Source organism: Bacillus sp. FJAT-18017, from assembly GCF_001278805.1.
GTDB lineage: Bacteria > Bacillota > Bacilli > Bacillales > Cytobacillaceae > Bacillus_D.
Map to the genome: position 1 here is coordinate 1,052,315 of NZ_CP012602.1, position 14,834 is coordinate 1,067,148.

A 14,834-nucleotide genomic window follows, 5' to 3' on the forward strand; every position below is an offset into this window, starting at 1 on the left:
GATGTAAAAATAATAATAGAGGTGTTTAAATGCTTTTAGTCACAGGACTTACTGGCCATACGGGAAGATACTTTTTACAAGAACTTATTAATAATAAATATAATGGTCCTATTCGATGTATTGTTAGAGAATCATCTGATACTAGCTTAATAGATAACAGTGGATTAAATATAGAAAAATTTGTGGGTGACATTAGGGATGATGAATTTCTAGATAAGTGTATGAAAGGTGTTGAAACAATAGTTCATATTGTGAATATCAGGCATACAGTTCGAATCATTAAAGTAGCGATTAATAATGATGTGTCTAGGGCGATTTGTGTTCATACAACTGGCATATATTCGAAATTTAAAGTTGCATCAGAGGAATATAAAGATATTGAAGCGGAACTTAAAAATGTACTTGCTGGAAATAAAATCAAGGTAACAATTTTACGTCCGACTATGATATACGGTGACTTGTGTGATCATAATATGAGCAGATTTATAAAAATGGTTGATAGATTGAGGGTCTTCCCAGTAATCAATTACGGCCAGGGATTAATTCAGCCTGTAAATGCCCGCGATCTTGGGAGAGCGTACTATGATGTTCTGATGATGCCTGTAGAGCAAGCAAAAGCAGAATATAATCTATCTGGAGACAAACCAATCGAGTTGATCGAAGCTTTAAAAATTATTAGTAATAAACTTGATAAAAAAACTATCTTTATTAGTTTTCCATTAGGCTTTGGAGTACTTCTAGCCAGATGCTTAAAAATAGTAACATTAAAAAAAATCGATTACGTTGAAAAGGTTCAACGAATGAGTGAAGATAGGTGCTTCTCACATAAAGAGGCAAGAAGAGACTTCGGATATAATCCTGAACCGTTTGATATTGGTATTGGAAGAGAAGTTAAGGAATATCTCAATAGATAGCAGGTGTTTTAAGTAGTGGGAAAGAGAATTTTAATTTTATCAAATCATTTTATAACATTATATAACTTTAGGAAAGAGTTAATCGCAAAGCTGATACAAGAAGGTCATGAGGTAATTATTTCGATGCCAGAAGCTGAAGAAAATAGCTTCTTCAGCGATATGGGTTGCACAATCATTGACACACCTATAGATCGTCGTGGGATTAATCCAATTAAAGATATTGGGCTTGTTTTTAGTTATATTAAAATAATGAAAAAAGCAAATCCAGATATAATATTTTCTTACACTATTAAACCGAATATCTACGGGTGTTTGGCATCTAATCTTTTAAAGAAGAAGCAAGTTAGCAATATAACCGGCACAGGTGCGACATTTTTAAAGAGGAATGTCATAAGTACAGTTGCCAAAATGTTGTATAAAATATCACTCAAGAGATCATATAAAGTATTTTTCCAAAATACTGGGGATAGGGATTACTTTGTTGAAAATAAGATGGTGAAAAATAATTATTCTATGCTTCCTGGTTCAGGAGTGAATTTAGAACAGTATACGCTTTGTGAATTTCCATCGAATAATCAGATTAATTTTATTTTTATAGGAAGGATAATGCAACTAAAAGGTATTGACCAGTATCTTGAGGCTGCAAAAAGGGTGAAAGCAAGCTATCCTAATACAAACTTCTATATTGCAGGTTTTATTGAGGAAGAGAGATATAAGGCAATCATTGATGAATATCATTCAAAGGGGATTATTAACTATATCGGCTTCCAAAAGGATATAAAATCTTGGGTAAAAAAATGTCACTGTACAATTCTTCCGTCTCATGGAGGAGAAGGAGTTCCAAACGTCCTACTAGAGTCAGCTGCGATGGGCAGAGTTTGTATAGCTACTAAAATTAGTGGTTCTATGGATGTAATTGATGATAGCTCGTCAGGTTATTTGTTCAATACAGGAGATGCTGAAAGCTTAACTGAAAAGGTTATGCGTTTTTTAGAGTTAAATTACTCTGCTCAAAAACAAATGGGGTTAGTTGGTAGGAAAAAAGTTGAAAGAGAATTTGATAGAAATATAGTCATTAATGCATATTTGAAAGAAGTAGAGTAGATATAGGGGGAGACTTTGGTTGGATTATAAGAAACTTATTACAAATCAAGAAATGCGATTCAAGATATTACACATATTAAGGTTCATACCGGATGAAATAATGGTTAAATTACAATATAGAATTAAAATGGGTCGAAAACTCAATCTAAAGAATCCACAAAGATTTACTGAAAAACTCCAATGGTACAAGTTATATTACAGAATACCTTTAATGACACAATGCGCAGATAAATATAAAGTACGAGAATATATAAAATCTAAAGGTTTATCTAACACTTTAAATAAACTATATGCAGTCCATGACTCCCTTGATGAAATAAACCTTACTTCTTTACCAGAAAAGTTTGTAATAAAGACCACTAATGGTAGTGGGACGAACTTTTTTTGCAGAGATAAATCGAAATTCTCATTAGAGGATGTAAAAAGCTCTCTAAGTGATTGGGTCAAAAGAGATATTTATTCCGCAGGAAGAGAGTGGTCTTACAAAGATGTGGCACCCAAAGTTATTGTTGAAGAACTTTTAGAAGATAAAAAAAACCAATTTGATGGAATTAATGATTACAAATTTTTGTGCTTTAATGGAAAGGCAAAATATATTGTATTAGATGTTGATAGGCATATAGAACATAAGAGAAATATTTATGATATTGACTGGAATTTTATCAATGTAAGCACAGATCACCCAAATATTAGCGAAAGTATTCCAAAGCCTGAAGGATTTGAAGAGATGTTGGCAATTGCAAACCAACTTGCGGCAGATTTTCCTTTTGTACGAGTAGACTTATACTGGGTTAATGGTAAGGTGTATTTTGGTGAATTAACGTTTTATCCATGGACAGGTTATGTTCAATTTAATCCGGATGAATTTGATTTCATCCTAGGTAATCAGTTTGATTTACCGATTTAATATTTAGAGATGGTATGGTGAAGAAAATACTTAAGGGATTAATTACTTTAAAAAGTAAAGATTGTAGCATCAGATTAATAATGGACCATTATTTGGAGAAATAACTTTGGCTGTTCTTGAAGAAGTATTTTAAAGAAAGATAGATTTATATAATTACCAACTATAACATAATAGGAAAATGGTGTGTTTAAATATGTATAATCCATTAGTTTCAATTATTATACCGGTATATAATGGGAGCAATTATTTAAAACAAAGTATAGAAAGTGCACTAGCACAAACATATAAAAATATTGAAGTTGTTGTTGTAAATGATGGATCTACTGATGATGGAAAAACAGAACGTATTGCACTAAGCTATGGAGAAAAAATTCGCTATTTTTACAAGGAAAATGGTGGTGTAGCTACTGCATTAAATTTTGGAATTGAGAATATGACTGGTAATTGGTTCTCATGGTTAAGTCATGATGATTTATATATGCCGAATAAAATAGAATCTCAAATTAGAAAAATAAATGAGCTAGATTTAAATACTGAAAGTACAATTATCTCTTGCAAAAATGGCTATATAGATGCAAATGGTTCAAAAGTTATTTATCCAAATAATTTTAATAGTGGATTATTTTCAGGGAACGAAATGTTTGCACTACTATTAAAAGGTCAAAATTTAAATGGATGTTCTTTATTAATACCCAAAAAAGCTTTAATAGAAACAAAAGGGTTCAATATTAATTATAGATTTATTCAAGATTTTACTTGTTGGGTTGATTTAGCTTTGAATAATAATAGTTTTTATCTTTATGACGAGGAGCTCGTAAAATCACGGTTACATGGTGAGCAGGATACAATTCGTCTTTCAAGTGTACATCCCAAAGAAATAGATGATTTTCTGAATAAACTGTTGCTTAGGTTTAAAGTGGATGTAAGTAAAAATAAAAATTATATAAAGGATATTTTATTTTACTATTGTACGAGAAAAAATAATGTGAAATTTAGTCGTAAGTACAAAGAAGTTTTAATTGAAAATGGTCTATTTAATACTACTGATTATACGCAATATTTTGCTTTATTTGTGAGAGGAAAAATAATATGGTCTATGAGGAACATATATCGAACACTTGTTAACAAACAATATAGGAGATAGTTCATGAAAATAATGCAAATAAATGCTGTTTATCCTACAGGTAGCACTGGAAAAATAGTGAAAGATATACACACTCAACTATTAGAATACGGACATGAATCAATTATTTGTTATGGGAGAGGCGATAAAATAAAAGAAGAGAATGTATACAAAACTGCACCAGAATTAATAATGAAAATGCAATCTTTGCGTTCAAAGATAACAGGTTATGCTTATGCAGGGTGTCTTTACTCCACATTCACTCTAATAAATATAATAAAAAAAGAAAAACCAGATGTTGTACATTTGCACTGTATAAATGCATTTATGGTAAATATTTATAAACTGCTTAATTTTTTAAAGAATAATAAAATTAAAACCGTCCTAACACTGCATGCTGAATTTATGTATACGGCTGGACCTGGTCATGCTTTAGATTGTGATGATTGGAAGACAGGTTATGGAAAAAGTTCACAAAAGGGTTTAAGACCGTCATCTAAAATATTCGATAGAAGCGTAGAAGAATGGCAAATGATGAAAAAAGCTTTCGATGGCTTCGATAATATTATTATAACATCAGTTTCGAAATGGTTGCATGATCGTGCGAAACAATCTCCTTTTTTTACAGAAAAATCAATGAATGTTGTATTAAATGGAATTGACACTAATATCTTCAAACCTACAGATGCATCTGAATTAAAGAGAAGGTATAAGATAAGCAATGAAAAAATAGTTCTACATGTTACACCAAACTTTAATGATCCTCTCAAAGGAGGAAAATATGTAATAGAAATAGCTAAACAGTTGCGGAATAAAAATGTCCTGTTTTTTGTTGTTGGTTTTAAAGGGGATAAAAGGAAATTACCGTCAAATATAGTACCCGTTTCACATACAAAGGATCAAGTTGAACTTGCAAAATACTATTCTATGTCAGATTTAACATTGTTAACAAGCGCTAGAGAAACCTTCTCGATGGTCTGTGCAGAATCATTATCATGTGGTACACCGGTTGTTGGGTTTGAAGCTGGAGGCCCTGAAATGATATCACTCAAATCATATAGTGAATTTGTAAGGTATGCGGATATAGATGCTTTAAATAAAACGATTATTAATTGGTTAGACAAACGTGTATCCACTAAATCTATCATAGAAGAGGCAAGAAAGTCCTATTCTAAAGAAGTTATGTATAAGAATTATGAGAATTTATACAAGAGGTTAATTAGCTATGTTGAGTAAAAATAATGATGTTCGGGACAATATTGTTTTGGGTTATTTTATTATAACAATATTATTATTTTCATTTATATCGACAGGTGGCTATAAGTATGGTAATCAATTATTGCCTGATCCAGTTGTTTTTTATATAGAAAAGAACCCAATTTATTTTCACTTTTTTTTAAGCATTTCAGTGGCTGTTATTTTAAGTATTTTAATGAAATTTAGGTTGAGGTTTGATATTATTGCGTTTTTTTTATTAATAAAAATAATTGTTATAATTATACCTATAACATATATTCCAGAATATATGAATTATATAGGAAGGATTAGCTATCATATTATTGCGTTTATTGTTTATTTAATAGCACTACAGACAAAAAATAATAAAATAGAAGCATTTACAAAGGTAGCAATTGTTTTTTCAATAATTTTATCTATACAAGTAATATTTACTAGTTATTATAATTATTTAAATTTAGGTATTGATTTTGGGAATATTCTCTATAAACATTACATGAGGATTCCAATTGCTTCCTCTAATGTAATAGCTGCCTATTTAGTACCATGTATATTCTTGATTGCATATAACTCCAAACTAAGTAAATTTTCAAAAGCAATAATATTACCTATTATTTTTTTAGGAGTGCTACTCACTAAATCAGATGGTGCTATTGTGGTTTTCATAGTAACGTTCATATTGTCAAAAGTTTTTCTGAGTAAAAAAGGTATTTATATTAAATTGTTCTTTTCTTTTCTAATTTTAATTGCATTTATTATTTATCTTGTTTTTATGCGCTCAAATATATATTCAATTATGAATGGTAGATTTGAGGTTATTAGTAATGTTTTTAAAAATTGGGAGCAAAATATATTATTTGGAAATGGAGTAATATATGAAACTACAAATATTGGAAGCTTTACAGGGGGTCACAACATTTTACTTGATACATTAAATCAATCAGGAATTATTGGTTTAACTGTATTTATAATGACAATATTTGTTGTATTTAAGAGAATATTTAGGTATAAAAAAGAGGAAAATAATGGAGTAGTATTTTTTATTGTAGCATTCCTAATTCATTCAATGGGTGAGGTCAACTACTACAACTATGTTGGTGATGTACTACTTTGGTTTTTTGTGGGGATTTGTATTAATACTTTATATAGATTTAATTCTTCTCTAGTTTCTTCAAAAGAAAATCTATAAAAATAAATCTATAAAAATTGTTTTAATAAAAAAACAAAGAAAAATAATAGCAGGGGGAAAATATAATGTTTAAAGATAAAGTTTTACTAATTACAGGTGGAACAGGCTCATTCGGAAACGCAGTATTGAAAAGGTTTTTTGATACTGATTTAAAAGAAATCCGAATATTTTCTAGAGATGAAAAGAAACAGGATGACCTAAGAAAAACGTATAAAAGTAATAAAATAAAGTATTACATTGGCGATGTTCGTGACATTAATAGTGTTAAAAATGCTATGCACGGAGTAGATTATATATTTCATGCTGCAGCACTGAAACAAGTCCCATCTTGTGAATTTTTCCCTCTTGAAGCAGTTAAGACAAATATTATGGGAACAGATAACGTTATTACAGGTGCTATTGAAATGGGGGTTGAGAAAGTAATTTGTCTATCAACTGATAAGGCAGCGTATCCAATAAATGCAATGGGAATTTCTAAAGCTATGATGGAAAAAGTTTTTGTCGCAAAGTCTAAGACTGTTGATCCAAAAAAGACTTTAATATGTGGAACTCGCTACGGAAATGTTATGGCTTCTAGAGGTTCAGTTATTCCATTGTTTATTGAACAAATAAAAAATGGGCAACCTTTAACGGTTACTGATCCAAATATGACAAGATTTTTAATGAGTCTTGAGGAGGCTGTAGAACTAGTTGTCTTTGCATTTGAAAATGCCCAAGCAGGAGACATTATGGTCCAAAAAGCTCCTGCCTCTACTATAGGTGATTTAGCTATCGCGGTTAAAGAGTTATTTGGTGCTACTAATGAAATTAATATTATTGGTACTCGCCATGGAGAGAAACTATATGAAACTCTTCTTACTAAAGAGGAGCATTTGGTAGCTCAGGACCTAGGAGGATTCTATAGAGTTCCTGCTGATAAACGGGATCTTAACTATGATAAATATTTTGTAGAAGGTAATGAGGAGTTACAAGAAGTTGAAGATTACAACTCTCATAATACTGAAAGACTAGGTATCGAGGCAATAAAAGATAAACTTTTAAACCTGGATTATATACAAGAAGAATTGAAGAAATGGAGAGCTAGATAAATGAAATTACTAGTACTTGGTTCAACTGGTATGGCTGGACATATGATTTCAATTTATTTAAAAGAAGCTGGTCATGAAGTAACCGCCTTTAGTAGAAGGCGGTTCAAGTATTGCAATAATATAATTGGGGATGTTACGAATCTCTCTAACCTTGAAAAAATAATACTAGAAGGGGAGTACGATGCAGTAATTAATAGCATCGGGATACTTAATAAATCTGCGGAAGAAAATAAGTCACTAGCAGTTTTTTTAAATAGTTATTTACCACATTATTTAAGTGATCTTACGAAGAATATGAAGACTAGGGTTATCCATATGAGTACGGATTGTGTGTTTTCTGGAAAAACGGGAGGCTATTCAGAAACTTCATTTAAAGATGGCAAAACTTTCTATGATCGCACTAAAGCATTAGGTGAACTGGAAAACAATAAAGATCTAACTTTCAGAAATTCAATTATTGGACCAGATATGAATCAAAATGGTATCGGTCTTTTTAACTGGTTTATGAAACAACAAGGAACAATAAATGGTTTTAATAAAGCGGTATGGACAGGAGTAACCACACTTGCATTGGCTAAAGCTATGGAAAAAGCATTAGAACAGAATTTAACTGGCTTATATAATTTAGTAAATAATGAAACGATAAATAAGTTTGATCTACTTAAGTTATTTAACAAGTATTTGAGAAGTGAAAAATTAGAAATATTACCAAGTGCTAATGTAGTTATAGATAAATCACTTGTTAATAATAGAACAGATTTTGAATTTATAGTACCTAGTTATGAACAAATGGTGATTGAAATGAAAGAATGGATAGAAAATCACAGGAATCTTTACCCACACTATATTGAGTAGATGGAGGACAAAAAGTGCGGAAATTGAAATTAATGACAATTGTTGGTACTCGTCCGGAAATTATTAAGTTATCGGAGATTATAAAAAAATGTGATAAGTACTTTGAACATATATTAGTTCATACGGGACAAAATTATGACTATACCCTAAATGGGGTGTTTTTTGAAGAATTGGGACTTAGATCGCCAGATTACTATCTAGAAGTTGTCGGTGATAATTTAGGGACAACGATGGGGAATGTCCTAGCTAAATCATATGAAATTTTAGTACAAGAAAAACCAGATGCACTACTAGTTCTCGGTGATACAAATTCTTGTCTTAGTGTAATATCTGCTAAAAGGCTAAAAATACCAATCTTTCATATGGAAGCGGGGAATAGGTGTTTTGATGAGAACTTGCCGGAAGAGATTAATAGGAGAATTGTTGATCATACTAGCGATGTTAATCTATGTTATACAGAGCATGCTAGGCGGTATTTAAACTTCGAGGGTGTGCCTAAAGAAAGAACCTATGTGGTAGGATCTCCTATGGCAGAAGTTTTACAAGCTAATGCAGAAAAAATTATTAATAGTAAAGTCTTAGAAAAACTAGGTCTTAAAAAACGAAATTACATTTTACTTTCTGCACATAGAGAGGAAAATATTGATAATGAACAAAATTTTATGACATTAATGAATTCAATCAACACAATGGCAGAAACATATAATATGCCAGTTATTTATAGTACTCATCCAAGGAGTAAAAGTATTATAGAACAGCGTGGATTTAAATTCCATCCAAATGTAAAAAGTCTTCTACCTTTCTCTTTTTCAGACTACAATAACCTTCAGCTTAATGCCTTTTGTGTAGTATCAGACAGCGGAACTGTTGCAGAAGAAGCATCCTATTTTAAATTTCCAGCTGTTTCTATTAGGACAAGTACCGAACGCCCTGAAGTATTTGATAAAGGAAATATGATCATTGGAAGTATATCAAAGGAACAAGTTTTACAAGCTGTAGCTATGGCGGGGGAAATGCATTCAAGTAATGATATTGGTGTAGATGTTAATGATTATATCGATCACAATGTTAGTATAAAGGTTGTAAAAATTATCCAGAGTTACACAGGTATTGTTAACAAAATGGTTTGGAGAAAGTAACTCTCACTCCTAAAGTATTAAATAGGAGAAAACATGTTAAATAGAAGGTAGGTTTATATGAAAAAATTCTTGTTGTCAGTTGTGATCCCCACAAAAAATAGAGAAAAGTATGCAAGTGCAACTGTTAAGCAGATTTTAGACATTAATGATGATCGTATACAGGTTGTCATTCAAGATAATAGTGACACGCATGTTTTATCTGAACTATTGGATAATTACTCTGAAGATAACAGATTAAAATATAATTACACACCAGGTACCGTATCATTTGTTGAAAATTTTAATTTAGCAGTAAGCCAAGCAGACGGAGAGTATTTGTGTATTATTGGGGATGATGATGGGATAGTTCCACAAATTATTGACGTAGTAATGTGGGCGAAAAAGAATAATATCGATGCAATAAAACCAGAATTAAATGCGGTTTATTTCTGGCCTAATTCAGAAGCTCTCAAAAATAAATTGGACAATGGATACCTTAATATTAGTAAGATTACAGCCAAAGCAGAACTGTGTAAACCCCATATAGAAATAGAAAAGCTGTTAAAACAAGGAGCCCAACAATATCTTTCTCTTGATATGGTTAAGTTATATCATGGAATTGTAAAAAGAGATTGCCTTGACGAAATTAAAAAGGTTACAGGGAAATATTTTGGTGGATTGTCTCCAGATATATATATGTCTGTAGCTCTTTCCCTAACTGTAAACAAGATGGTTAAAATAGATTTCCCTCTTACTATTTCGGGAATCTGTAATAAGAGTGGTTCATCAGATTCCGCTACAGGAAAACATACTGGAAACTTAGAAGATGCACCACATTTTCGTGGACATAGTGAATATCACTGGTCAGAATTAGTTCCTAGATTTTATAGTGTGGAAACAATTTGGGCAGATTCAGCATTAGCAGCAATACATGATTTAAATCGAATAGATTTAATTAATAAATTTAACGTAGAATTCCTAGCTCTAAACTGTGTTTTAAAGTATCCACAATTTAAAGATAAAATAATACAGAGTTATAGTAGTTATTCTAAAAGAACGCATATTTCTCTTGTAAAAAGGTTGGAAATATATGTTTATAGACTCAAGAGTTTTTTCAAGAAAGTCAAAAGAAAATTAGGGAATAGGAAAAGCGATTATTATCGTGTAAGCGGGATCGAAAATATACTAATTGCTAATGAAACTTTACAGAAAAGATTGATAATGATTGAAATTGACAAGAATAAAGTAATAAACTCATTAGAAAGCGCCATTAGAACTTGAAGTTTCTAAAAGTAACTTAATGACAGTAAGATGTAGAATGGGGCATTAATGTGAAGAATTTATTTCAAAAATATTTTTCTAATGAAAAAGATAAAGTTGTTATCAAAAATATTCTTGCTGCTTTTTTTATTAAGGGAGGGGCTCTTTTAGTTTCCTTTATTAACTTACCAGCTTTTATAAGATATTTTGATAACGAAGAAGTGCTAGGGGTATGGTTTGCAATTTTTTCTGTTTTAATATGGATTCTTACTTTTGATTTTGGAATTGGAAATGGGCTAAGAAATAAATTAGTAGGAGCAGTACTACGTAATGATAAAACTGAAATTAGGCAAAATATTTCTTCAGCTTATTTCGTTATTGGTGCTATAACTGTTATAGTTTCTACAATATGCATTTTTGTCTTCCAATATATTAACTGGAATTCTATATTTAATATATCTGAAGAATTAGTATCCGCAGAAACAATGTACTTTGTAATAATATTTGCTTTTATCACAGTAATGTTACAATTCTTTTTGCGACTTATCTCCTTTATACTTTATGCATTACAAAAGTCAGCTATCAATAACTTTATGGCTCTAATAACAAGTGTCTTGCAATTAACATTTATATTAATAGCACCATCATTTGAATTAGAAACAAGCTTAAAAGTTTTGTCGATTGTATATTTATTGTGTGTCAATTTGCCACTATTAGTTGCTACTATTTATGTTTTCACCACACCGGAGCTAAAAGGATGTTTCCCTAGTATAAATTATATTAACAGAGAATCAGCAAGAGATATAATGTCACTAGGGGGAATATTTTTTTGGAACCAAATAATGTATACAGCTATTATTCAAACAAATCTTATTCTAATAACAAACCTTATTGGGCCTGGAAGTATCGTAGAATATCAGGTTTATTATAAATTGTTTATGATTGCTGGTATGTTATTTAATTTGGCTCTCACACCTATGTGGTCAGCCATAACAAAAGCCTTAGAGGAAAAAGACGGAAAATGGATTGCTAAGTATTTTGGGCTCTTAAATAAGTTGGTAATTATAGTAACCATAGCCCAGTTCCTTTTGGTCCCATTGGTACAATATATTGTGAATTTATGGCTAGGTCAAAATTATATAAACATAAATTATTTATACGCAATAGTATTTGCGATATTTGGTAGTATTTTCGTCTTTCAAAATGTCTTATCAACCTTTGCATGTGGATTAGGAAAGATGAAGCTACAAGCATATTTTTATACAATTGGTGTTATTTTTAAATTTGTTTTTATAAATTATATAACTTCTATATATACGGATTGGATTATTATGGTTATCGCAGATATTATTATTTTAGCACCTTATTGTATAGTTCAAACCCTTGTGCTTAAAAGAATGTTTTCAAAGTTTACAACAAACAGTGAATTGAAGCTTAACGTTTAATATTAGTGAGTATAATAACAAACTTTTAAAATACTTGAATGCTCTAAGCATTACTAGAATTTTGTAGTTCAGTACATGTAATTTAATATAACATGAGTATTATATCAATAAAAAAATCTCTAAAATTAGATAGAAAGTCTAATACCTATATATTACTTTAGTAAAGGAAGGCATGTCTATGTACAAAATAGCAGTTGCCGGAACAGGTTACGTTGGCTTAGTGGCTGGAGTTTGTTTTGCGGAAATAGGTCATCAAGTAACATGCGTTGATATCGACAAAGACAAAGTAAATTTAATGAAATCTGGCGTATCCCCGATATATGAGACTGATTTGGAAGAGTTAATGAGAAAAAATTATGCTTCAGGTAGGATTGATTATACCACGGATTACAAATCGGCTTACAAAGACGCTGATGCAATTTTTATTGGTGTTGGTACACCCGAGCAACCAGATGGTTCGGCTAATCTTTCTTATATTGCAACGGTAGCTAGACAAATTGCTGAAAATATCGAAAAAGATTGTTTAGTAGTTGTTAAATCAACTGTTCCTGTAGGGACAAATGACAAAGTTGAGCAATTTATTAATGACTTTTTAGTAAATGACGTACGAGTTGAAGTTGCTTCTAACCCGGAGTTTTTAGCACAAGGGTCTGCGGTTCATGATACTCTTCGAGCTGAAAGAATCATTATCGGAACAGAAAGCAAGTGGGCAGAACAAAGGCTTATGGAAATTTATGAGCCATTCCATTTACCGATTGTATCTGTTAACAGAAGATCTGCAGAGATGATTAAGTATGCGTCTAATGATTTCCTTGCACTTAAAATCTCTTATATGAATGATATTGCTAATCTTTGTGAATTAGTTGGTGCCGATATCCAGGATGTAGCCAAGGGTATGAGCTTTGATGAACGGATTGGAAGCAAGTTTTTGAATGCAGGTATCGGTTTTGGTGGCTCTTGCTTCCCTAAGGATACAAAAGCGCTAGAATATATTGCAAGGCAGAACGGTTATGAACTTAAAACTGTAAAAGCTGCAATCGATATTAATAAAGAACAGAAAACTATGTTATACAAAAAGGCTAGAAAGCGTCTTATTACCTTTAATGGACTTAAGGTTGCAGTGCTTGGTCTTACATTTAAGCCAGGGACAGATGATTTACGGGAAGCGGCTTCCCTTGAAAATGTTCCACTTTTGTTAGAACAAGGAGCAGATATCTTTGCTTTTGATCCTGTAGGTGCAAAGAACTTTTCTAAGGTGTATCCTGATGGACAAAATGGCAGAGGTACTATTACGTATGTTGACAGCCCTGAAGCAGCGCTAGAAGGAGCAAATGCATGCTTTATCTTCACTGAGTGGGGAGAAGTTAAAGCAGTAACTCCTGAAGATTATAAAATGTTGATGAGAACTCCTCTTGTATACGATGGCAGGAATATTTACAGTGTAAACGATATGCAAGAAGTTGGGGTTGAGTATCATTCTATTGGACGAGCATCAACTAGCAGGAAGGGTACAAAGGAGTCGAAGGAAGTTGACCTACAATCAGTTAGATCCAAATAAGGTCTATCTCATTACTGGTGCTGCTGGATTTATTGGGTATTACCTTTCTAGGAAACTACTAGACCAAGGCTGCAAGGTAATTGGGTTGGATAATATAAATGATTACTACGATGTAAATCTTAAACATGCACGTTTACAGCAATTAGAACCTTATGAAAACTTTACTTTTATTAAGGGGGATATTGCAGACAAAGGGCTTATCACCGAGATTTTTGAAGGGCATAAACCTAACATCGTGGTTAATTTAGCCGCCCAGGCAGGTGTTAGATATTCTATCGAAAATCCTGATGTGTACATCCAGAGCAATATTATTGGGTTTTATAATATCTTAGAGGCATGCAGGCACTATCCGGTTGAGCACTTAGTATATGCTTCATCAAGTTCTGTATATGGAGCTAATAAAAAGGTACCATTTGAAGAATCCGATTTTGTTGATACCCCAGTGTCCTTATACGCTGCTACGAAGAAATCTAATGAATTGATGGCATATACCTACAGCCATCTGTATAAGATTCCAGCAACAGGACTAAGGTTCTTTACTGTATACGGTCCGATGGGTAGACCAGACATGGCTTACTTTGGCTTTGCAGATAAGTATTTTGCAGGAGAGCCAATCAAAATCTTTAACAACGGTGACTTTGAAAACGATCTCTACCGAGACTTTACTTATGTTGATGATATAGTAGAGGGTATAGAACGTCTTTTAAGCAACCCACCTGTTGGAGATGTTCAACACAAAGTCTTTAACATTGGAAACAACAATCCAGAAAAATTGATGGTGTTCATTGAGACACTGGAAAAATGCTTAGGAAAAGCACTAGGCCGAGAAGTAGTTTTTGAAAAGGTATTTGAACCAATTAAGCCAGGTGATGTCCCGGCAACGTATGCTTCTACTGATGAACTGCAGAAAGCAGTAGGTTTTAAACCGAAGACTTCTATTGAAGAGGGCTTACAGAAATTTGCGGATTGGTACGTGGATTATTATAAAGTCAAATGGTAAAATCAATCATTCCTGCTAGACCTTATTATGGTTTGGT

Annotated in this window: 13 protein-coding genes; all 13 read left to right on the plus strand. The window is 31.9% G+C overall.

From position 1 onward, the window contains the following. Positions 1 to 29: 29 nt before the first annotated feature. The 13 genes from AM500_RS24830 (at position 30) to AM500_RS04915 (ending at position 14,797) form a co-directional block, all read left to right on the plus strand. Positions 30 to 914 carry an SDR family oxidoreductase gene (locus AM500_RS24830; RefSeq protein WP_082347136.1) on the plus strand — a complete coding sequence of 295 codons (885 nt, stop codon included), beginning with the start codon at positions 30 to 32 and terminating at the stop codon, positions 912 to 914. A 15-nt stretch (positions 915 to 929) separates the two neighbouring features. Next, positions 930 to 2,018: a glycosyltransferase family 4 protein gene (locus AM500_RS04860; RefSeq protein ID WP_053598211.1), complete on the plus strand. Its 1,089-nt coding sequence runs from the start codon at positions 930 to 932 to the stop codon at positions 2,016 to 2,018. A 19-nt stretch (positions 2,019 to 2,037) separates the two neighbouring features. Beyond that, positions 2,038 to 2,925 (plus strand): ATP-grasp fold amidoligase family protein, encoded by an 888-nt coding sequence (locus AM500_RS04865; RefSeq protein ID WP_231688109.1) that lies wholly within the window; start codon positions 2,038 to 2,040, stop codon positions 2,923 to 2,925. A gap of 193 nt (positions 2,926 to 3,118) precedes the next feature. Then, positions 3,119 to 4,069, plus strand: coding sequence for a glycosyltransferase (locus AM500_RS04870; protein ID WP_053598212.1), 951 nt, complete (start codon positions 3,119 to 3,121; stop codon positions 4,067 to 4,069). 3 nt (positions 4,070 to 4,072) lie between these two features. Beyond that, positions 4,073 to 5,284, plus strand: a complete 1,212-nt coding sequence (locus AM500_RS04875) for a glycosyltransferase (protein WP_053598213.1) — start codon at positions 4,073 to 4,075, stop codon at positions 5,282 to 5,284. Then, complete coding sequence (locus AM500_RS04880) at positions 5,274 to 6,473, plus strand: O-antigen ligase family protein (RefSeq protein WP_053598214.1); 1,200 nt, start codon at positions 5,274 to 5,276, stop codon at positions 6,471 to 6,473. The genes AM500_RS04875 and AM500_RS04880 overlap by 11 nt, the downstream gene beginning before the upstream one ends. Before the next feature lie 65 nt (positions 6,474 to 6,538). Beyond that, complete coding sequence (locus AM500_RS04885; protein WP_053598215.1) at positions 6,539 to 7,561, plus strand: polysaccharide biosynthesis protein; 1,023 nt, start codon at positions 6,539 to 6,541, stop codon at positions 7,559 to 7,561. Further along, positions 7,562 to 8,416: an SDR family oxidoreductase gene (locus tag AM500_RS04890; RefSeq protein WP_053598216.1), complete on the plus strand. Its 855-nt coding sequence runs from the start codon at positions 7,562 to 7,564 to the stop codon at positions 8,414 to 8,416. Positions 8,417 to 8,430: 14 nt separating this feature from the next. Continuing rightward, positions 8,431 to 9,555 (plus strand): non-hydrolyzing UDP-N-acetylglucosamine 2-epimerase, encoded by a 1,125-nt coding sequence (gene wecB / locus AM500_RS04895; protein ID WP_197282666.1) that lies wholly within the window; start codon positions 8,431 to 8,433, stop codon positions 9,553 to 9,555. A gap of 57 nt (positions 9,556 to 9,612) precedes the next feature. Further along, a complete protein-coding gene (locus tag AM500_RS04900) occupies positions 9,613 to 10,815 on the plus strand; it encodes a glycosyltransferase family 2 protein (RefSeq protein WP_053598217.1) in 1,203 nt (400 codons plus the stop codon). A gap of 50 nt (positions 10,816 to 10,865) precedes the next feature. After that, on the plus strand, positions 10,866 to 12,239 hold the full coding sequence (locus tag AM500_RS04905) for a lipopolysaccharide biosynthesis protein (protein WP_053598218.1): 1,374 nt from the start codon (positions 10,866 to 10,868) through the stop codon (positions 12,237 to 12,239). 178 nt (positions 12,240 to 12,417) lie between these two features. Further along, positions 12,418 to 13,797: a UDP-glucose dehydrogenase family protein gene (locus AM500_RS04910; RefSeq protein WP_053598219.1), complete on the plus strand. Its 1,380-nt coding sequence runs from the start codon at positions 12,418 to 12,420 to the stop codon at positions 13,795 to 13,797. After that, positions 13,769 to 14,797 (plus strand): GDP-mannose 4,6-dehydratase, encoded by a 1,029-nt coding sequence (locus AM500_RS04915; RefSeq protein ID WP_053598220.1) that lies wholly within the window; start codon positions 13,769 to 13,771, stop codon positions 14,795 to 14,797. The genes AM500_RS04910 and AM500_RS04915 overlap by 29 nt, the downstream gene beginning before the upstream one ends. The last annotated feature ends 37 nt before the right edge of the window (positions 14,798 to 14,834 follow it).

What these genes read in the sequence shown, in the direction of transcription:
- AM500_RS24830 (WP_082347136.1), top strand. Translation starts at nt 30, where the DNA reads ATGCTTTTAGTCACAGGACTTACTGGCCATACGGGAAGATACTTTTTA.
- AM500_RS04870 (WP_053598212.1), top strand. Translation starts at nt 3,119, where the DNA reads ATGTATAATCCATTAGTTTCAATTATTATACCGGTATATAATGGGAGC.
- AM500_RS04875 (WP_053598213.1), top strand. Translation starts at nt 4,073, where the DNA reads ATGAAAATAATGCAAATAAATGCTGTTTATCCTACAGGTAGCACTGGA.
- AM500_RS04880 (WP_053598214.1), top strand. Translation starts at nt 5,274, where the DNA reads ATGTTGAGTAAAAATAATGATGTTCGGGACAATATTGTTTTGGGTTAT.
- AM500_RS04885 (WP_053598215.1), top strand. Translation starts at nt 6,539, where the DNA reads ATGTTTAAAGATAAAGTTTTACTAATTACAGGTGGAACAGGCTCATTC.
- AM500_RS04890 (WP_053598216.1), top strand. Translation starts at nt 7,562, where the DNA reads ATGAAATTACTAGTACTTGGTTCAACTGGTATGGCTGGACATATGATT.
- AM500_RS04900 (WP_053598217.1), top strand. Translation starts at nt 9,613, where the DNA reads ATGAAAAAATTCTTGTTGTCAGTTGTGATCCCCACAAAAAATAGAGAA.
- AM500_RS04910 (WP_053598219.1), top strand. Translation starts at nt 12,418, where the DNA reads ATGTACAAAATAGCAGTTGCCGGAACAGGTTACGTTGGCTTAGTGGCT.